The following is a 20,722-nucleotide window of genomic DNA, read 5'->3' as shown; positions in this document are numbered from 1 at the left end:
CTGTCCCTCCGGCAACAGCAGACACGACAGACGACAGACGGGGGAAGTCGCATGCCGGTGGCACGCAGACTGTTTCTGGGGAGCTTCACCGCGGGCGCGGTGACCGTCGCGACGGCCGCCGCGACGGGAACGGCCTCGGCGGCGGGGGAGAACGGCGCGACGACGACGTTCGACGGCCCGGTGGCCGCCGAGAGATTCAGTGCCGACACGACACTGGAGGCCGCGTTCCTCAAGACGACCTCGGAGACGAACCACGCGGCGACGATCTACCAGGCCGGTACGGCGGGCGACGGCGCGGCGCTGAACGTGGTTTCCGACAACCCGGGCACCTCGGCCATGTACCTCTCCGGCACCGAGACGGCCCGCGGCACCCTGAAGATCACCCACCGGGGCTACGCCGACGGCTCCGACGCCAACGCGGCAGCCCTGTCGATCGACCTCCGCACGTCCGGCACCGCCGCCCAGGGCATCTACCTCACCGCGACGAACGGCGCGACCAAGGGCAACCTGATCGCCCTGCGCAACAACACGGGCCTGGACGACTTCGTCGTCAAGGGCACCGGCCGCATCGGCATCGGCATCGACCGCGCGGCCACACCCCGCGCCCAGGTCCACATCGTCCAGCGCACCGACGCACCCGCCGCCCTCCTCGTCGAGGGCTCGGTACGCCTCGCGAACGCCGGAACGGTCCCGACATCGGTGGACACCACAGGCGGCGGCGCCCTGTACGCATCGGCCGGCGCCCTCCTCTGGCGAGGCTCCAACGGCACGATCACGACAATCGCCCCGGCCTGACGAACAGAAGGATCCAGCGGTGCAACTGACCCCCGAAGAACTGGTCTCCGAGTTCCACGACGCGGTGATGGAGCTGTACTTCGCCAGAAAACGCATCGTGTCCCTGGAGGCGGAGAACGCCGACCTGAGGGCCCGGCTCGCAGCCTCCGCAGAGGCCGCGGAGGCCGCAGAGGGCTAGGAGGGGCTGGGAGGGCCGGCGAAGCCGCCCTCCCAGGGGCGCGGGGCTGTAGTCATATGCGGCTCCGCCGCGCGGGCGCGACCGGCCACGACGGCGCCGCACCCAACAGACAAGCCCCGCCCACCACTTCCTCTTCAGTTTTCCCTCAGGTGCCGCCCCCAGAGTCGTCTCGCAAGGCCACCCACCACGGGCGGCCCCAAGACGAAGGGGAGCGGCGAAGATGACGGAGACCGACACCACCGAAGGGGCGGGGAGGCGGCCCGCCAAGGCCCGCCACGCCGACCGCAGGTCCTTCATGCGCAAGGTGTTCTTCGCCAGCGGCGCCACCGCCGTAGCCACGATGGGCGGTGCCACCGCCTGGACCGCCCTCGCGGACGAGACGACGGACACGGCGACGGCCGAGGCCTCCGCCTCCCCGACCCCCAGCGGAGCACCGAGCGGAGGCCCGGGCGGCGGAGCCGGCGGCGGCCTCAACGAGTCGATCACCGAGGACTTCTTCGGCCTCACCACCGACGGCACCCGCATCGACGACCTCTACTCCGTCCACTCCAAGGGCGTGGACACCACCCCCGTCACCGCCGCGGCCACCACCTTCCTCGCCGCGCTCAGCGACTCCCAGAAGTCGGAGACGCAGTACACCGTCCACTCCACCGAGTGGCGGCTGTGGAGCAACACCGACGCCTACTCCCGCCAGGGCGTCTCCATCGCCGACCTGTCCGACGAGCAGAACGCGCTCGGCGAGGCCCTCCTGAAGGCCGCCCTCAGCGCCCAGGGCCTGGAGACGACCCAGCTCACCAGGAAGATCAACAAGGCGGCCTGCGAGGCCATCAACCAGACCACCTACGCCGAGGCGTACTTCTGGACGGTGATGGGCACCCCGTCCGAGACCGAGCCGTGGGGCTTCCAGTTCGACGGCCACCACCTGGTCGTCAACTACTTCGTGCTCGGCGACCAGGTCGTGATGAGCCCCTGCTTCTGGGGCTGCGAGCCGACCTCCATGGAGATCGAGGGCGCGACCGTCTCCGTCATGCAGGAGGAGATCAAGGCGGCCCTGGCCGTCGTCAACACCCTCGACGCCACCCAGCAGTCGGCCGCGATCCTCAAGGCGACCAAGGACAACGACGAGATCACCGCGGGCGCGTTCAGCGACAACGCGGTCCAGGAGTACAAGGGCATCGCGGCCACCGAGCTGAACCCGGCCCAGCGCACCAAGCTCCTCGCTCTCGTCCAGCGCTTCGTCGGCAAGGCGAAGGACGATGCCGCCAAGGTGAAGATGTCCGAGATCAGGAAGCACCTCTCGGAGACGTACTTCGCCTGGATGGGCGGCACCGGCGACGACTCGGCGTTCTACTGCCGGATCCAGAGCCCCGTCATCTGGATCGAGCTGGACTGCCAGTCGCCGTTCGCCTTCGGCTCCCTGTACGGCGAGACGAACGGCGGCGACCCCACACAGCAGCATCTGCACTGCGTGGTGCGCACGCCGAACGGCAACGACTACGGAAAGGAGCTTCTTCGACAGCATCTCCTGACGTCACCGCATCACAGGTGACACAACCCCGAGGGGTTGTCCGCAACCTGAATGGTTTTCTGTCATCGCGAGAGCCGCATCCACCAGGGTGCGGCTCTCGTGCGTCAGCCGTTTACAACCACACCGCTCGGCGCTAGCTTCGAAGAAGAGTGGGGTGGGAGCGCTCCCACATCGAGCGGACCGGAACCCGCACAACCGGGAGTGGCTCCCGCCCCACCGCCCCGCACCCCCTTCGCCCCCCACGTATCGCACATCCCGCACGCCCTCCAGGAGATCATGACATGGCCATGACATCCACCTCCCTGCCCCCACCCTCCCCTCGCACCCCACCCCGCTTACCCCTCCCCACCCGAGGCAGAGCCCTCCTCCTCGTCCTCCTGGCCCTGCTCACCGCGATCCCGGCCCTCGGCCTGGTCGTCACGGCGGGCGGTGACGCGGAGGCGCACGGCACTCCGATGAAGCCCGGCAGCCGTACCTTCCTGTGCTGGCAGGACGCCCTCACCGACACCGGCGAGATCAAGGCGGTCAACCCGGCCTGCAAGACGGCCCAACAGGTCAGCGGCACCACGCCGTTCTACAACTGGTTCTCGGTGCTCCGCTCGGACGGCGCCGGCCGCACCCGGGGCTTCGTCCCGGACGGTGAGCTGTGCAGCGGCGGCAACACCAACTTCACCGGGTTCAACACCCCCAGCGCCGACTGGCCGTTGACCCATCTCACCTCGGGCGCCACCGTCGACTTCTCGTACAACGCGTGGGCGGCGCATCCGGGTTGGTTCTACGTCTACATCACCAAGGACGGCTTCGACCCGACCCGGACCCTCACCTGGGACGCGATCGAGTCCCAGCCGTTCCTGAGCGTCGACCACCCGCCGCTCAACGGCACCCCGGGCAACGTCGAGGCCAACTACTCCTGGACCGGCCAGCTTCCGGCGAACAAGTCCGGCCGCCACCTCATCTACATGGTGTGGCAGCGCTCCGACAGCGCGGAGACCTTCTACTCCTGCTCCGACGTCGTCTTCGACGGCGGCAACGGCGAGGTGACCGGCATCAAGGACCCGGGCAACCCGCCCACCGAGCCCCCGCCCGGCGCGTGCACCGCCTCCCGCCGTACGACGGGCAGTTGGAACGGCGGCTACCAGTCCGAGGTGACCGTCACCAACTCCGGCACGGTGCCGATGCTCGGCTGGATGGTCGACTGGACCCTCCCGGCCGGCCAGTCGGTCGCCAGCCTCTGGAACGGCACCCCGACCTACAACGGCCAGGCGGTGATGGTCCACAACGCCAACTGGAACGGCTCGCTCAGTCCGGGCCAGAGCGCCACCTTCGGGTACGTCGTCCAGGGCTCCGGTGGTGATACGTCAACCACCCTGCCCTGCCGGGTCGGTTAGACCTGTCGGGCTTCGGCCTGCTCAGGGCGGACCCGGTGGTCGATACCCACCGGGTCCGCGAGCCGGGCCGGCACGGGGGATGAGGCCCGGGTGGAGCGGTTCTCGGGACGGGACCAAGCACTGGAGACAACGTTGTCCAGTGGCCCAAAGATCACTCTATCGCCCCAATGGACAACAGCGTCAACCCGGTTGCCTCCCTGACGGTTCCCGCGGGAGCGCACGCAATCGCCCGTACGCATGACCCGCCCCCGCGCCTTCTCGGCGGCCCACACCCTCCCGTGGTACCGCTGGCGGACGTCACTGTCCCCGCGGCTTGTGCGACCTGTGGTGCGCGACCCGTCCGAAGAAGGAGGGTCCGCGTCATGCGTGTCCGCCCCACGTCCCTGCTGCTCGCCGCCGCGTTGGCGCTGGGCGCCCCCACGCCGGCGGACGCGTCCGCAAGCCCCCTGGTCGAGGACCCCATCCCGTACGTCGATCCGCTCATCGGCACCAGGAACGGCGGCGATGTCTTCCCGGGCGCGGTCGTCCCGTTCGGCATGCTCTCCTGGAGCCCGGAGAACACCCGGGGCGACGCCACCCGCACGGCGGCCCCCGGCGGCTACCACTACGACGCCACCCGCATCCGGGGCTTCAGCCTCACCCACATGTCCGGCACGGGCTGCGCGGGCGGCAGCGGCGACATCCCGTTCTTCCCGTACGCCGGACAGGTCACGTCCTCCCCGGCGAGCGACACCCAGGACGCGGTGTACGCGGCCGACTTCAGCCACGCCGACGAGACGGCGGAGCCGGGCCACTACCGGGTGGGCCTGGCATCCGGGGTCACCGCCGACCTCACGGCGACCACCCGCACCGGCTCGGCCCGCTTCACCTACCCACCCGACAGACCGGCCTCGATGCTGATCCGTACCGCCAACTCCGAGGTGGGCTCGACGGATTCGACGGTCACGATCGACCCCGCCGCCCGCACGGTCTCCGGCTCGGTCACCTCCGGCAACTTCTGCGGCCACCTGGACCCGGAGGGCCGACGCCCGTACTACACCCTCCACTTCACGGCCCGCTTCGACCGCGCCTTCAAGTCGACGGGCACCTGGCAGGACGACCGCCTGAGCCCCGGCACGACGTCCACGTCCGGCGGCACGGGCGGCTTCACAGCCGACAACGGCCGCCCGGTGATGGGCAAAGGGGCAGGCGGCTATGTGGAGTTCGAGCCCGGCACGGGCCCGGTGGGCGTCAAGGTCGGTATCTCGTACGTCAGCAGGGCAGGCGCCGAGGCGAACCTGGCTGCCGAGAACCCACCGACCCGCTCCTTCGCCTCGGTCCAGTCGGCAGCCCAACTGGCCTGGCGGGAAAGGCTGGCCGCGATCAGGATCGGCGGCGGCACGGAAGCGGAACGCACCACCTTCTACACCGCCCTCTACCACTCCCTCCTCCACCCGAACGTCATCAGCGACGCCGACCGCCGCTACCGGGGCGCCGACGGCAGGGTCCACCGGGTCCGCGCGAACCACGACCACCAGTACGGCACCTTCTCCGGCTGGGACGTCTACCGCTCCCAGGTCCAGCTGCTGACTCTCCTCGACCCCGACACAGGCTCGGACATCGCCCAGTCCCTGTACGAACTCGCCCGCCAGAACGGCGGGTTGTGGGACCGCTGGCTGCACGGCGCGAGCGGCACCCACGTCATGAACGGCGACCCGTCGCCCGCCGCTCTCGCCGGCATCCACGCCTTCGGCGGCACCCACTTCGACCTCCGAGGCGCGCTGGGCTCCCTGGTCCGGGCGGCGACGACACCGACACCGCAGGACCTGTCCCCGGCGGGCAGACCGGTCCTGTCGGTCGGCCAACGCCCCTCCCTGGACAAGTACTTGGCCCGTCACTACATGCCGTCGGTGTCCAACGCCTGGGCCGGCGCGGCGGAGACGCTGGAGATGTCGGGCGCGGACTTCGCACTGTCCCAACTGGCGGACGCGGCAGGGCGGAAGGGGACGGCGGCCGAGTTCATGAAACGCGCCCAGTGGTGGCAGAACAACTTCAACATCGCGGCCCACCGCAGCGGCGGCTACATCACCGACCGCAGGGCGGACGGCAGTTGGGCCCCCGGCTTCACCCCGGCCACCGGCAGGGGCTTCGTCGAGGGTACGGCGGCGCAGTACACCTGGATGGTCCCGCACAACCCGGCGGGCCTGTTCGCAGCAATGGGAGGCAAGGTCACGGCGATCGACCGCCTGGACGCCTTCTTCCACCACGCCGACGGCACCTGGGCCCTCACCGGCAGCGGCGGCGAGAAGTCCGAGCTGGACAACGAACCCTCGGTCAACGTCCCGTACCTGTACGCCTACGCGGGCGCCCCGCACAAGACGCAGGAGACGGTACGCGCGGCGATGACGAGCCTCTGGTCCACCCGCCCCGGCGGCATCCCCGGCAACGACGACCTGGGCGCGATGTCCTCCTGGTACGTCTTCGCCGCGCTCGGCATGTACCCCCAGGTCCCGTCCCGAGCCGAACTGGTCCTGGCGTCACCCCTGTTCCCGAGGATCGAGATCACCCGCCCGTACGGCAACGACATCTCGATCCACGCACCGGAAGCAGCGGCGAACACGCCGTACGTCCACTCCCTCGCGGTCAACGGCCGTACGAGCACCCGCCCTTGGCTCCCGGCGTCCTTCGTCCGACAGGGCGGCACCCTGGACTACACCCTCGCCACCACCCCGCACCCCACCTGGGGCAAGGCTCCGTCGGACGCCCCGCCGTCCTTCCGCTCGGGCGAGCAGCCGTACCAGATCGGCGTGGGCCCGACCACGGTGACGGTCGCACCGGGCGGCAGCGCGGGGGTGGACATCCGCGCACTGTCCCTGACGGGAGCCGACGGCAAGGCCCCGGAGGTGCGCTTCGCGGTGGAGACCCCGCAGGGAGTAACGGCAACACCGGCGTCCGGCAGGGTGGTTGACGGCACTCGGCGGATCACGCTCGCCGCACCGACCACGACCGACCAGGGCTTCTACGAGGCCAGGATCAAGGTCACATCGACGAACACGGCGTACGAGCAGCCGATCGCCCTCACAGTGGCGGCCCCCGGCTCCCTCCTCGCCGCCTACAACAACACGGGCACCTCCGACGACACCGGCGACCACACGGAGGCCGACTACGACGGCGCCGGCTGGAGCTACTCCCGCCAGGCCCTGGCAGCGGCGGGCCTGACCCCGGGCACGCGGGGGAGCCTCCCGACAGGCCTGGCCTTCACCTGGCCGAACTCGCCACCGGGCCGCCCGGACAACGCGTCGACGACGGCCCAGACACTCCAACTCGCGACCCCCGCAACCCGGTTGTCGTTCATCGGCAGCGCGGTCTTCGGCAACCAGCAGGCGAAGGCGACCATCACCTACACCGACGGCACCACCGACACGACCGACCTCGCCCTCACCGACTGGACCCTCGGCGGAGGCACGGGAACCGTCCAGTACGGCAACGAGATCGTCGCGCGGACCGCGTACCGGAACGTCTCGGGAGCGGGCCGGGACCCGGTCCCGACGTACGTCTTCGCGACGAGGCCGTTCCAGGCACCGGCCGGCCGGAGCATCGCGAGCGTACGTCTCCCGGCCCATGCGAACGTGCACGTTTTCACCCTCGCCGTCGGCTGACACCATCGAAGGATGGGGCAACGGCCGAACCTTCCCGAGGAGTTCAGGTCCGAGGCGCGCATCGCCTTCGCGTTCCTCGTCGAGACCGAGGGCTTCGCCGAGCCGGAGGAGCACGACCTCGGGCTCAGGTACTGCCGCGTCGACCTGGAAGTGCGCCTCTGCTGCCATCTGGGACGACCTGAGCCCTGCGTGTGGACGCGCCTGAGCCCGATCGCGCCGGACGGCACACGAGGGTGGGGTGCGTATCTGGACGACCTCTACACAGCCACTGGCTGCGGCCCACCCCAGGACGTCCCCGGCACCGTCCACAACCGACGCTCCCTGCTCAAGCGCGTCCACCAACACGCGGACGCCTTACGCCGGTTGCTGCCCCGCCTCCCCGCCCGCTTCCCCGACCCCTGATCGGCGAAGCGGGCGGGGAGCACTCAGCCCAGCAACTCCACCTCCGCCAACGTCGACTCCCCGTCGAACACCAGCCGGTACCGCGCATACGACCCCGCCGACGCCACCGAGAACGCCCGGGTCTGCCGGTCCCACTGGAACGACTCACCCGAACGCCGGTCGAGCGTTCGCCAGTTGGTGCCGTCCGAGGAGCCCTCCAGCACCCAGCCCGTCGGGGCCTCGGCCCGGCCGGAGGACGTCAGCGTGTACTGGACGGCCTTCGTGCGACCGGCGAGCGGCAGGTCCACGGACGTCACCGTCGCGTTCGTCGCCGACGTGTTGTCGAACAACTCCTCGTTCGACGCGCCCTCACCCACCACCACATCCGCCCTGGGCGTCGGCACCTTGTCGTCCTTGGTGATCGACACCGGCGCCGCGCTCTTGGACGTTCCCCATGTCGAGGGCTTGGGGCCCATGTCGAACTCCAGGGTTCCGCCCCGGGAGACGATCGAGTGGGGGAGTGAAGTCGACGTCCAGGACTTGCCGTTGACCTTCAAGCCTTGGACGTACACGTTCCGCGTGCTGTTCTTCGGGGCCTTGACGACCAGGTCCCGTCCGTTCTCCAAATGGACCGTCGCCTTCGTGAACAGCGGTGAGCCGATGGCGTATTCGCCGCTGCCCATGACCAGCGGGTAGAAGCCGAGCGCCGAGAACAGGTACCAGGCCGACTGCTCGCCGTTGTCCTCGTCGCCGTGGTAGCCCTGCCCGATCTCGCTGCCCGTGTAGAGCCGGGAGAGAACCTCGCGGACGTTCTTCTGTGTCTTCCAGGGCTGGCCCGCCGCGTCGTACATGTAGTTCACGTGGTGGGCCACCTGGTTGGAGTGGCCGTACATGCCCATCCGGACGTCCCGGGCCTCCGTCATCTCGTGGATGACCCCGGTATAGGAGCCGATGAAGTCCGGCGAGGCCGTCTCCGGCGTCGAGAAGTACGCGTCCAGCTTCTGGGCCAACCCCGCGCGCCCGCCGTACAGGTTGGCCAGACCCCGGCTGTCCTGCGGGGCGGTGAAGGCGTAGCCCCAGCCGTTGGTCTCGGTGTAGTCGTGGCCCCACACCCTCGGGTCGTACTTCGAGGACTCGACGCGCCACTCGCCCGACTCGGTGCGCCCCTGGAAGAAACCGGCCTTGGAGTCGAAGAGGTTCACGTAGTCCTGGGCGCGGTCGAGGAAGTACTCCGACTCCTCCTTGTAGCGCTTCTCGCCGGTCTTCTTGTAGAGCGCCTGGCCCATCCGCGCGATGCCGTAGTCGTTGAGGTAGCCCTCCAGCGCCCACGACAGGCCCTCGTGGGTGTCGGTGCTCGTGTAGCCGAGGAAGGGCGAGGTGGCCATGCCCTTGCGGCCGACGCCCGCGGACGGGGGCACGACCGTGGCGTTCTTCAGGGCCGCGTCGTAGGCCGACCTCGCGTCGAAGTCGACGCCCTTCACATACGCGTCCGCGAAGGCCACGTCCGAGGAGGTGCCGGTCATCAGGTCGGCGTACCCGGGGGAGGACCAGCGCGAGGTCCAGCCGCCGTCCTTGTACTGCTGGACGAACCCGTCGACCATCTCGCCCGCTTGACGGGGCGTCAGGAACGAGTACGCCGGCCAGGTCGTCCGATAGGTGTCCCAGAAGCCGTTGTTGACGTACACCTTGCCGTCCACGATCTTCGCCCCGGTGTGCGTCGGGGTGTCGGGACTCGGCATCGGGGAGAACGGCGAGGCGTACTGGTACTTCGAACCCACCTTCTCGAAGCCGGAGTTGGGGTACAGATACAGCCGGTACAGGCTGGAGTACAGCGTGGTGAGCTGGTCCTGGGTGGCGCCCTCGACCTCGACCTTGCCGAGGATCCCGTCCCAGGCCCGCTGGGCGGAGCGCTTCACGTCGTCGAAGGACCTGCCGTCCGGGACCTCCTGGCGCAGGTTGTCCTTCGCCTGGTCGATGCTGATCAGCGAGGTCGCCAGGCGCAGGGTGACGGTCCGGTCGGCGCCGGCGTCGAAGCGCAGATAGCCCTTGACCCCGCTCGCCGAGCCCTCCTCGACGGGCTTGTCGAAGACGCCGTACACGAACAGCCGGGTGGCTCCCGCGGACTGCCCGGACTTCACGTCCGAGTACCCCGTCACCACACCGGCCGAGGTGTCGAGCGTCAGCCCCGCCTGGTCCGTCACGTTGTCGAGGACGACGCTCGCGTCGTCACCGGGGTACGTGAAGCGCAGCACCGCCGCGTGATCCGTCGGCGCCATCTCCGCCTTCAGCCCGTTCTCGAACCGCACCCCGTAGTAGTACGGCCGCGCGGTCTCGTTCTCGTGCCGGAAGGCCAGCGCCCGTGCCGTACGCCCGGTGTCCGGAGTGCCCGCGGCGGCCGACGGCATCACCTGGAAGGTCTGCCGGTCACCCATCCAGGGGCTGGGCTCGTGGCTGGCGCTGAACGCCTGGATCGTCGGCAGGTTGTCGTCGTTGTTGGCCCGCGCGTAGTCGTACAGCCAGCTCAGTGAGCCCGCGTTGGTCACCGGCGTCCAGAAGTTGAACCCGTGCGGCACCGCCGTCGCGGGGAAGTTGTTGCCGCGCGAGAAGCCGCCGCTGGAGTTGGTGCCACGGGTCGTCGACGCGTAGTCCGACAGATGCGCCTTGGGCTTCTCCTGCGGTACGGCCTTCAGCGCCACGTCGTCCAGCCAGCCCCGGAACTTCGCCGGCCCCTTGGGGGAGTCGTACGCCACCAGGATCCGGTCGACGGTCTTGCCGGCCGCGACCGACCCGATCCGCGAGGCCACGTTGTTCCACTGGTTGACGTACAGGACCTTGGCCGCCCCCTGCCCCTGCGGGGTGAGCGCGAACCCGTGCTGGTCGGTCGTTTTCAAGTCGCTCAGATAGGTCCCGTCCGTGAAGGCGAGGTCCACGGAGACGTTGGTGGCGTCGTAGTCCAGGTCGCCGTCCGCCATCGACGGGAAGATCCGGTACGACAGCCGCGTGTCGCGTCCCACGGCCACATCGACGTCGAAGACCTTGTTGTACGAGTACGCCCGCCCGTCGGCGGTGTGCCGCCCGGCGTAGCGCAGCGCCCGCTTGCCGGTGAAGCCGGCGCCCGACTTCGCCGTCGGCGAGCCGCTGGGGCCCTTGTCGACCAGCGAGAGCATGTCCTGAGGCAGCGGGTCGGCGCCGCCGCCCTTGGAGAACTGGACGTCGGCGAGCTGGAGGATGTCGCCGCCGTTGTTCCTGGAGATCTCCAGCCGGAAGTGCCGGTACTCGGCCGGGCTCGCGATGTCGTAGGTCTTCGTCTGGAACGGCTCGGAGAAGGACTCGCCGGTGCGGGTGTCCACCGTGGTCCAGTTCGTGCCGTCCGTGGAGCCCTTCAGGGTCCAGTCCCGCGGGTTGCGTTCGTCGTGGTCGTTGGCCGACGTGAGCGCGTAGGTGACCACCTCGACCGGAGCGGCCAGGTCGAACTCCACCCAGCCGGTGGGGGCGAACGTCAGCCACTTGGTGCTGGGCTCGACGTCGACGAGGTTCTCCTTCACCTCCTGCGCGCCGGCGTTCTCGCCGCTGGCCCGGACGTCCGTGACCTGGTCGGTCACATTGCCCGGGATTCCGGTGCTGTATCCGCCGTCCACGCCCGCGGCGCGTTCGGTGCCGTCGGCCGCCGTGTCGACGGTGTTCAGCCAGTCGGGCGCCGGTTCACCCGCCTCGAACGAGGAGGCGAACTCCCGGTCGGCGGCCGGTGCGGTGGCCGGAAGCGCGATTGCCGCGCCCTGCCCGCCGATCACCAGTGCGAACACCGCCGTGATGGCCGAAACTGATCTGAACTCCCATCCGTACCGAGCCCTGTGCCGAACTCCATACCGCATGCGAGAGCACCCTCCCTGCCACCTAGACAACGTTGTCACCTTGGCTGCGCAGGAACCAGTAGGGAGTCAAGTGGCCAGTGGTGTCAAGGGCGTTGGGTGTGGCATTCGGGCCCAATATCGCGAATTTCCCGCTCAAAGGGATGCGTGCGGTCCACATATTTCCGCGAGGTCTCAACTCGGAAAAGACCCGCGGCCAACCCTGCATTCGATCTTGCCCCTTTGACGGGAAGTGGACTATACCTGTCGGCGTCTGCCACTGTTCGACCGGTCGGCGACAGGTGCGGGGGGAGCCGGAAGGGTGGTTTGACGTGCTGAACGCGCGGCCCGCCGGGTAATCCCTCTGATCAAGGCACATCACGCACTAAGCACTTCCTGCACGACCCAGTACGACCCGACCGCGGTGCCGGGAGGATCCGGTTCACCGCCTGAGTCCTGGAGAAGGCGAGGACTTGAGCATGGGATCCACCTCCGGCGAGAGCCGCACCACCGGTACCACCCCTGTGAACGGTGTGGGGCGCCGTGACCTGATCAAGCGTTCCGCGGCGCTCGGTCTGATCTCCGTCCCCACGATGAGCTTCCTGTCCGCGTGTGCGAGCAGCGGCGGAGGGGACGACGAGGACAAGGCCGCCGCGGGCAAGAAGACCGCGAAGAACCCCCTGGCGGTCAACGACACCGCCCAGATGGAGTTCGTGCTGTTCGACGGCGGTTTCGGCAAGGAGTACGCCGAGGACGCGGTCAAGATCTACGAGACGAACTTCCCCAAGGCGAAGGTCAAGTTCTCCGCCACCCAGAAGATCCAGTCCACGCTCCAGCCCCGCTTCAACCAGGGCACCCCGCCGGACCTGATCGACAACTCCGGCGCCGAGCAGATGGACATGGGCGTCCTGGCCGGCAAGAACCAGCTCGCCGACCTCACCCCGCTGCTGGACGCCCCGTCCTACGACGACCCGAACAAGAAGGTCCGCGACACCCTGCGGCCGGGCATCGTCGAGATGGGCCAGCTCGACGGCGACCCGGTCTGGATCATGTACTACGCCTACACGGTGTACGGCGTCTGGTACTCCCAGAAGGCCCTGGACTCGCTCGACGCCACGTACCCCGAGACGTGGGACGAGATGCTCGCCGTGTGCGAGAAGGCCAAGAAAAAGGGCATGGCCGGCTGGACCTACGCGGGCAAGTACCCGTACTACCTCCCCTTCTCGCTCTACCCGATGATCGGCAAGGTCGGCGGTGTCGAGGTCCTCGACGCGATCGACAACCTGGAGCCCAACGCCTGGAAGAACCCGGCTGTCAAGGCCTGTTTCGAGGCGTACTACGAGCTGTACAAGAAGGGGTACGTCCTTCAGGGCACCCCTGGTCTCGACCACATCCAGTCGCAGACCGCGTGGGCCAAGGGCAAGGCGCTGTTCATCCCGAACGGCTCCTGGGTGGAGAACGAGTCGGCGAACGTCCTGCCGGCCGACTTCGACCTCGCCGTCTCCGCGCCGACCGGCATCGACAGCTCCGACAAGATGCCGTTCGGCACGATCTGGGCCTCCGGCGGTGAGCCGTTCATCGTCCCGTCCAAGGCGAAGAACACGGCTGGCGGCATGGAGCAGTTGCGCATCATGCTCAGTGAGGCGTCCTCCAAGAACTTCACGACCAAGGTCAAGTCGCTGACCGCGTACAACGGCGGCACCGACGGCATCACCCTCACCCCGGGCCTCAAGTCCGGTGTGGCGGCGCTGGAGAAGGCCGGCGACAACGTCGTCAACCCGCGACTACAGGACTGGTACGTACAGCTCCAGAAGGAGCAGATCGGGGTCTCGGGACTCGGCGAGATGATGGCCGGGCGGCTCACCCCGGCCGAGGCCATCAAGAAGATCCAGGACTACGCCGACGCGACCGCGAAGGACACGTCGATCAAGCACTACAAGCACCAGTGATCGAAGCGGTCGAGAACTGATGATGAGTCACCGGCGGCGGCACCCGCGTACGGAACGGGGTCTGTGGTAATGCAGCACGGCAAGTACCGCTTCATCGTGGGATTCCTGGCGGTCCCTCTGGGGCTGTACGCACTATTCGTCGTCTGGCCGTTCATCCAGTCCATCTATTACTCGTTCACGGACTGGACCGGACTGAGCCCGGAATTCAAGATGGTCGGCTTCGACAACTACAAGAGGATGTTCGACGACGAGATCTTCTGGAAGTCGTTGCAGCACAGCCTCCTGTTCGCGTTGCTGCTGCCGCTGGTGACGATCGGTCTGGCGCTGTTCTTCGCCTTCATGATCAATGTGGGCGGGAAGCGGCGCCGCGGCGGACCGGTGATCTCCGGGGTCCGCGGCTCCTCGTTCTACAAGATCGTCTACTTCTTTCCACAGGTTCTGTCGATCGCGATCGTCGCGCTGCTGTTCGCTTTCGCGTACAACCCGGAGAGCGGTGCGATCAATTCGCTGCTGCGCGGCATCGGGCTCGACAGCGTCCAGCCGCTCTGGCTGGGCGACCCGGACCTCGCCCTCTGGTGTGTGATGGGGGTGCTGGTCTGGTCGACGGTCGGTTTCTTCGTGGTGCTGTTCTCGGCAGGCATGGCATCCATCCCGGCCGACCTGTACGAGGCCGCGCTGCTCGACGGCGCGAACCGGGTCACCACGTTCTTCCGGATCACCCTGCCGCTGCTGTGGGACACCGTGCAGTCCGGCTGGGTCTACATGGGCATTCTCGCGCTGGGCGCCGAGTCGTTCGCGGTCGTCCAGATCATGACGACCGGGCCCGGCGGCCCGGACTACTCGACGACCGTCATGGTCCTGTACGTGTACCAGAAGGCCTTCCGCGACGGTCAGGCCGCCTACGCAACCACCATCGGGGTCGCCCTGCTCGTCGTCACGCTGGCCTTCGCGGCCCTCGTGATGCGGCTGGGCCGACGCGAGCGGCTGGAGTACTGACACCTATGAAGACGACCGACAGCACATCGTCGGACACGGTCCCCCAGCAGGCAGGGGGGCCCGTGCGGAAGTCGGACGCGCCCGCGAAGGGCGACCGGGAGAAGCGCGAGGGCAGGGTCCTCAACGTCTTCTCGCACGGCATGCTCATCCTCTGGGCGTTCATGGTCGTGATGCCGCTCCTGTGGGCGGTGATGACGTCCTTCAAGGACGACAACGCCATCTTCAGCTCGCCCTGGTCCCTGCCGGACGAGCTGCACTTCGACAACTGGGCGCGGGCCTGGACCGACGCCAACATGAGCGACTACTTCCTCAACACCATCCTGGTGGTGGCCGGTTCGCTCATCGGCACCCTGGTGCTGGGCTCGATGGCCGCGTACGTCCTGGCGCGGTTCGAGTTCCCGGGCAACCGGTTCATCTACTTCCTGTTCATCGGCGGCATGAGCTTCCCGATCATGCTGGCCCTCGTCCCGCTGTTCTACGTCGTGGACAACATGGGGCTGCTGAACACGCTCCACGGGCTGATCCTGGTCTACATCGCCTACTCGCTGCCGTTCACGGTCTTCTTCCTGACCGCGTTCTTCCGTACGCTGCCGACCTCGGTGGCGGAGGCGGCCTTCGTCGACGGGGCCTCGCACTCCCGGACCTTCTTCCAGGTCATGCTGCCGATGGCCAAGCCCGGGCTGATCAGCGTGGGGATCTTCAACTTCCTCGGCCAGTGGAACCAGTACATGCTGCCGACGGTGCTCAACACCGACCCCGACAAGCGGGTCCTCACCCAGGGCCTGGTGCAGCTGGCCGCCAGTCAGGGCTACAAGGGCGACTGGTCGGGTCTCTTCGCCGGCCTGGTGATGGCGATGCTGCCGGTGCTGGCCGCGTACATCATCTTCCAGCGGCAGGTGGTGGCGGGTCTGACGGCCGGCGCGCTGAAATAACCGGAACCTTTCGTTCGGCCGCCGTACGCGCGCGTGCATACCGCAAACCGTGCACGCGCGCCGCTATGTGTACAAGACCCCGGATGCAGTTCAACCTCTTGACGGGAGGCGACCCTAACGGCTCAGCTTAGAGTTCACTAGTTGGACATAGACGGGGTCTCATCGAAGCGGTCCCGTGCGCAGGAGGTCGTCGTGGAGACTCCGGGGTCGCAGTCGTCACTGCACCGAGCCAACCTGGAACGGGTCGTACGGGCCGTACGCCTCGCCGGGTCGCTCACGCAGGCCGAGATCGCCAGGACCACCGGCCTGTCCGCGGCCACGGTGTCCAACATCGTGCGCGAGCTGAAGGACGGCGGAACGGTCGAGGTCACGCCCACCTCGGCGGGTGGCCGCAGGGCCCGTGCCGTCTCGCTGAGCGGCGACGCCGGCATCGTGATCGGCATCGACTTCGGGCACACCCATCTGCGCGTCGCGATCGGCAACCTCGCCCACCAGGTGCTGGCCGAGGAGTCCGAGCCGCTGGACGTGGACGCCTCCGCCGCGCAGGGCTTCGACCGGGCGGAAGAGCTGGTCAGTCGCCTGATCGCAGCAACGGGCGTCGACCGTTCCAAGATCGCCGGAGTGGGTCTGGGCGTACCGGGCCCGATCGACGTGGAGTCGGGCACGCTGGGCTCCAGTGCGATCCTGCCCGGCTGGATCGGCACCAGACCCGGCGAGGAGATGCGGGGCCGCCTCGGCGTGCCGGTGCACGTGGACAACGACGCCAATCTCGGGGCCCTCGGCGAGCTGGTCTGGGGCAGTGGCCGGGGGGTGCGCGACCTGGCGTACATCAAGGTCGCGAGCGGTGTGGGCGCCGGGCTGGTGATCAGTGGGAAGATCTACCGGGGCCCGGGTGGCACAGCGGGAGAAATCGGGCATATTACTCTTGATGAATCCGGCCCCGTCTGCCGTTGCGGAAACCGGGGCTGCCTGGAGACCTTCGCGGCGGCGCGCTATGTGCTTCCGCTCCTCCAGTCCAGCCACGGAACCGACCTGACCATGGAAGGTGTCGTGCGGCTGGCGCGGGACGGTGACCCGGGCTGCCGTCGCGTGATCGCCGACGTCGGCCGACACATCGGCAGTGGAGTCGCCAATCTCTGCAATCTGCTGAACCCGAGCCGGGTGGTCCTCGGTGGTGATCTCGCCGAGGCCGGTGAGCTGGTGCTCGGTCCCATAAGAGAGTCCGTAGGCCGCTATGCGATCCCCAGTGCGGCACGTCAACTGTCCGTTCTTCCAGGGGCACTTGGAGGCCGTGCGGAGGTGCTCGGAGCACTCGCTCTCGCGCTGAGCGAGATGGGTGATTCGACCCTTTTGGACGGCACGCTGACCACAGCCACTCCTGTCTTCACCTAGAGAACGAACAAAGCCGTTGCCAACCCGTTAAGGATTTACTTCTTGACGTCGCACGTGTGGCCGAGTTGACTTCCAGCCACCTCGGCCGCAGCGTTGCGGCCCTGTCAGGGAGGCACCCCCAAATGAACGCGTTGATGCGTAGAGTCGTGATCGGTACCACTGCGGTTTCCATGGCTCTCGCCGTGGCCGCCTGTGGCAAGGCCGGAGACGACAAGGACGACAGCGGCAGCACCGGCTCCGGCGGCGACAAGTCGATCGGCCTGCTGCTGCCCGACAGTGTCACCACCCGGTACGCCAAGTTCGACAAGCCGTACTTCGACGCCAAGGTCAAGGAGCTGTGCTCCGACTGCACGCTGGAGTACGCGAACGCGGCCGGCAGCGCCGCGACCCAGGCCCAGCAGGTCAGCAGCATGATCACCAAGGGCGTCAAGGTCATCGCGATCAGCGCCGTCGACTCCGCCGCGATCAAGTCCTCGATCCAGGCCGCCGTCGACAAGGGCATCAAGGTCGTCGCGTACGACCGTCTGGCCCAGGGCCCGGTCTCGGCGTACATCTCCTTCGACAACGAGAAGGTCGGCGAGCTCCAGGGCCAGTCCCTGCTCGACGCGATGGGCGCCAAGGCCACCCCGAAGGCCAAGGTCGTCATGATCAACGGCCTGGCCTCGGACCCGAACGCCGGGCTGTTCAAGAAGGGCGCCCACAGCGTCCTCGACGGCAAGGTCGACATCGCCTACGAGCAGGCCGGCGACTGGGACGACAAGGTCGCCGCCCAGAAGATGTCCGCCGCCATCACCCAGCTGGGCGCCAAGAACATCGCGGGCGTCTACTCGGCCAACGACGGCATGGCCGGCGGCATCGCCACCGTCCTCAAGGGCGCGGGCATCAGCACCATCCCGCTGACCGGCCAGGACGCCGAGCTGAGCAGCATCCAGCGGATCCTCGCCGGCACGCAGGCCAGCACGATCTACAAGGCGTACAAGCCGGAGGCCGACGGCGCCGCCGAGCTGGCCGTCGCCCTGCTGGAGGGCAAGAGCATCGACTCGCTCGCCAGCACGACGCAGACCAGCGGTTCCGGTGACAAGGTTCCCTCGAACCTGCTGACCCCGGTCACGCTGACGAAGGACAACATCGAGGACACCGTGATCAAGGACAAGCTGTACACGGTCGCCGAGATCTGCACCGGCGAGTTCGCCGCCGCCTGCAAGACCGCCGGTCTTCAGTAGGCACACCTTGACCGCCGGCACCGGGTGGGCGCTCTCACGGGCGCCCACCCGGACATGACCGCCCGGCGGTCCCGCGAGACCTGTCCGACGCCCGCCCCGGCCTTCAGACCCCGCTGCCGGGACGGGCGTCGGACGGAACCCGTTGCCATCGGCAGCGGAATCGCGCATGTTCACCTTGTAAACCAGTGCCTCGTGCACAACCCTCCGCGCCTTTTGACAGCGCGGCATCCCCGCCGGTCAGGCGGCGAAGGAGATGGTTCACGTGTCCGCTACGCCCGTGTTGGCGTTGCGCGGAGTCTCCAAGCGATTCGGTGCGGTGCAGGCCCTCACCGATGTCGAACTGGAGGTCCACGCCGGAGAAGTGGTCGCGCTCGTCGGCGACAACGGCGCAGGAAAGTCCACCCTGGTCAAGACGATCGCGGGTGTGCATCCCATCGATGACGGCGTCATCGAGTGGGAGGGCAAGCCGGTCAGCATCAACCGGCCGCACGACGCCCAGGGACTCGGCGTCGCGACGGTCTACCAGGACCTCGCGCTGTGCGACAACCTCGATGTGGTCGGCAACCTCTACCTCGGACGGGAGCTGCTGCGCCGCGGCGTCATCGACGAGGTCACGATGGAGAAGAACTCGCGTGAACTGCTGAGCACGCTCTCCATCCGCATCCCCAGCGTGCGCATCCCGATCGCGAGCCTCTCCGGCGGTCAGCGCCAGGTCGTCGCCATCGCCCGCGCGCTGATCGGTGACCCCAAACTGGTCATCCTCGACGAGCCCACCGCCGCCCTCGGCGTCGAGCAGACGGCACAGGTCCTCGACCTGGTCGAGCGGCTGCGCGAGCGTGACCTCGCCGTCATCCTCATCAGCCACAACATGGCCGACGTCAAGGCGGTCGCCGACACGGTCGCCGTGCTGCGCCTGGGCAAGAACAACGGTTCCTTCTCCGTGAAGGACACCAGTCAGGAAGAGATCATCTCCGCCATCACAGGCGCCACGGAAAACGCCGTGACCCGTCGTGCGGGGCGTCGCAGCACGGAGGCCGCGAAGTGAGCGACACGTCGAAGACAGCGAAGAAGGACGGCGTGGTCGAGACCCAGGCCACCGTGGCCCCCGCCGACGACCCCACGGCCGCGGCCGTGCAGGTCGTCGACCCGCGGCTGCTGGTCCGCGAAGAGGGCCTGAAGGGCTACTGGACCGAGTTCAAGCGCAAGGTGAAGGGCGGCGAGATCGGCTCTCTGCCGGTCGTCATCGGCCTGATCGTCATCTGGACCATCTTCCAGTTGAAGAACGACCGGTTCCTCAGCGCCGAGAACCTGTCCAACATCAGCTTCTACCTGTCGGCCACCGGCATGATCGCCATCGGCCTGGTGTTCGTGCTGCTGCTCGGCGAGATCGACCTGTCCGTCGCCTCGGTCAGCGGCCTGGCGTCCACCCTGTTCGCCGTGTTCGTGGTCAACCACGGGGTGAACGCCTGGCTCGCCCTGCTGCTGACCATCGTGATCGGCATCGGTATCGGCAGCCTGCACGGCTGGTTCTTCGCCAAGCTCGGCGTACCGGCCTTCGTGGTCACCCTGGCCGGCTTCCTCGGCTGGAACGGCCTCATGCTGTGGCTGCTCGGCTCGACCGGCACCATCAACATCCCCGACGAGGGCCCGGTGCACCTCCTCGGGCAGCGGTCCTTCTTCATGGACCAGGCCATTATCGGCGCCTACCTGCTGGCCGGCCTCGGGGTCGTCTCCCTGCTCGCCGGGTCGATCATCGAGCAGCGTCGCCGCAAGGCCGCGGGAGTGCCCTACCGGACCAACGCCGAGATCGCGCTGCGCGTCGGTGCCCTCGCGGTGGCCGCGTTCGTCGCGGCGGCCGTGCTGAACTCCGCCTCCGGCGTGTCCAACGCGCTGGTGATCTTCCTCGCGTGCCTGGTGATCGTCGACTTCGTGCTGCGGCGTACGACGTTCGGCCGCAAGGTCTTCGCGGTCGGCGGTGGCATCGAGGCGGCCCGGCGTGCGGGTATCAACGTTCCGCTGATCCGGATCGCGGTCTTCGCGATCGCCGGTGCGTTCGCGGCGATCGGCGGTATGTTCTTCGCCGGTCAGACGCAGAGCGCTTCGCTGACGTCGGGTGGCGGTAACACGCTGATGCTGGCGATCGCCGCGGCGGTCATCGGTGGGACCAGCCTCTTCGGTGGGCGGGGGACCGTGTGGTCGGCGCTGCTGGGTATGTTGGTGATCCAGTCGATCCAGACGGGTCTGGATCTGCTGAACATGAACACGTCGATCCAGTACATGATCACTGGTGCGGTGCTTCTGGGTGCCGTTGTGATCGACTCGGTGTCCCGCAAGAGCCAGAAGGCGGCCGGTCGAGCTTGATCGCGCCGTAGGGGTGCGGGTGGTTTTGCTGGTGCCGGTCCGTCGTGGCTGGTCGCGCAGTTCCCCGCGCCCCTGAAAGGCGCCTTCGGCGGCCTTTCAGACAAATGTGCCCG

The 20,722-nt window shown here is 68.2% G+C and carries 14 protein-coding genes; 13 read left to right on the top strand and 1 reads right to left on the bottom strand.

Annotated features, from left to right (window positions below; all coding sequences use genetic code 11):
* Positions 1–51: 51 nt before the first annotated feature.
* From OG787_RS10080 to OG787_RS10055, 6 genes are all read left to right on the top strand, one after another.
* The gene (locus tag OG787_RS10080; protein WP_369029487.1) at positions 52–795 is read left to right on the top strand and encodes a hyaluronoglucosaminidase; all 744 of its coding nucleotides are present in this window, start codon (positions 52–54) and stop codon (positions 793–795) included.
* Between the two features lie 19 nt (positions 796–814).
* Positions 815–973, top strand: coding sequence for a hypothetical protein (locus tag OG787_RS10075; RefSeq protein WP_369029488.1), 159 nt, complete (start codon positions 815–817; stop codon positions 971–973).
* 220 nt (positions 974–1,193) lie between these two features.
* Positions 1,194–2,522 (top strand): DUF3500 domain-containing protein, encoded by a 1,329-nt coding sequence (locus OG787_RS10070; protein ID WP_405534968.1) that lies wholly within the window; start codon positions 1,194–1,196, stop codon positions 2,520–2,522.
* 266 nt (positions 2,523–2,788) lie between these two features.
* A complete protein-coding gene (locus tag OG787_RS10065; protein ID WP_369029564.1) occupies positions 2,789–3,889 on the top strand; it encodes a lytic polysaccharide monooxygenase in 1,101 nt (366 codons plus the stop codon).
* Positions 3,890–4,251: 362 nt separating this feature from the next.
* Entirely contained in the window at positions 4,252–7,527 is a 3,276-nt protein-coding gene (locus OG787_RS10060) for a GH92 family glycosyl hydrolase (protein WP_405534967.1), read from the top strand.
* Positions 7,528–7,539: 12 nt separating this feature from the next.
* Positions 7,540–7,929 (top strand): hypothetical protein, encoded by a 390-nt coding sequence (locus OG787_RS10055; RefSeq protein ID WP_405534966.1) that lies wholly within the window; start codon positions 7,540–7,542, stop codon positions 7,927–7,929.
* Positions 7,930–7,952: 23 nt separating this feature from the next.
* Here the strand turns inward: OG787_RS10055 and OG787_RS10050 are convergent, their stop codons facing one another.
* The gene (locus OG787_RS10050) at positions 7,953–11,780 is read right to left on the bottom strand and encodes a GH92 family glycosyl hydrolase (RefSeq protein ID WP_405534965.1); all 3,828 of its coding nucleotides are present in this window, start codon (positions 11,778–11,780) and stop codon (positions 7,953–7,955) included.
* A gap of 455 nt (positions 11,781–12,235) precedes the next feature.
* Between OG787_RS10050 and ngcE the strand changes: the two genes are divergently transcribed.
* The 7 genes from ngcE (at position 12,236) to OG787_RS10015 (ending at position 20,609) form a co-directional block, all read left to right on the top strand.
* Positions 12,236–13,705: an N-acetylglucosamine/diacetylchitobiose ABC transporter substrate-binding protein gene (gene ngcE / locus OG787_RS10045; RefSeq protein WP_369029494.1), complete on the top strand. Its 1,470-nt coding sequence runs from the start codon at positions 12,236–12,238 to the stop codon at positions 13,703–13,705.
* A gap of 69 nt (positions 13,706–13,774) precedes the next feature.
* Entirely contained in the window at positions 13,775–14,701 is a 927-nt protein-coding gene (locus tag OG787_RS10040; RefSeq protein WP_369029495.1) for a carbohydrate ABC transporter permease, read from the top strand.
* A 5-nt stretch (positions 14,702–14,706) separates the two neighbouring features.
* Positions 14,707–15,633, top strand: coding sequence for a carbohydrate ABC transporter permease (locus tag OG787_RS10035; RefSeq protein ID WP_369029496.1), 927 nt, complete (start codon positions 14,707–14,709; stop codon positions 15,631–15,633).
* A 192-nt stretch (positions 15,634–15,825) separates the two neighbouring features.
* The gene (locus OG787_RS10030; protein WP_369029498.1) at positions 15,826–17,025 is read left to right on the top strand and encodes an ROK family transcriptional regulator; all 1,200 of its coding nucleotides are present in this window, start codon (positions 15,826–15,828) and stop codon (positions 17,023–17,025) included.
* Between the two features lie 122 nt (positions 17,026–17,147).
* Complete coding sequence (locus OG787_RS10025) at positions 17,148–18,248, top strand: sugar ABC transporter substrate-binding protein (RefSeq protein WP_405534963.1); 1,101 nt, start codon at positions 17,148–17,150, stop codon at positions 18,246–18,248.
* 253 nt (positions 18,249–18,501) lie between these two features.
* Positions 18,502–19,293 carry an ATP-binding cassette domain-containing protein gene (locus OG787_RS10020; RefSeq protein WP_405534962.1) on the top strand — a complete coding sequence of 264 codons (792 nt, stop codon included), beginning with the start codon at positions 18,502–18,504 and terminating at the stop codon, positions 19,291–19,293.
* Complete coding sequence (locus OG787_RS10015; protein ID WP_369029501.1) at positions 19,290–20,609, top strand: sugar ABC transporter permease; 1,320 nt, start codon at positions 19,290–19,292, stop codon at positions 20,607–20,609. The genes OG787_RS10020 and OG787_RS10015 overlap by 4 nt, the downstream gene beginning before the upstream one ends.
* Positions 20,610–20,722: the final 113 nt, after the last annotated feature.

Origin of the sequence: Streptomyces sp. NBC_00075, assembly GCF_045041225.1 — a bacterium.
GTDB lineage: Bacteria > Actinomycetota > Actinomycetes > Streptomycetales > Streptomycetaceae > Streptomyces > Streptomyces adonidis.
This window is presented reverse-complemented; position numbering and strand designations above follow the sequence as displayed.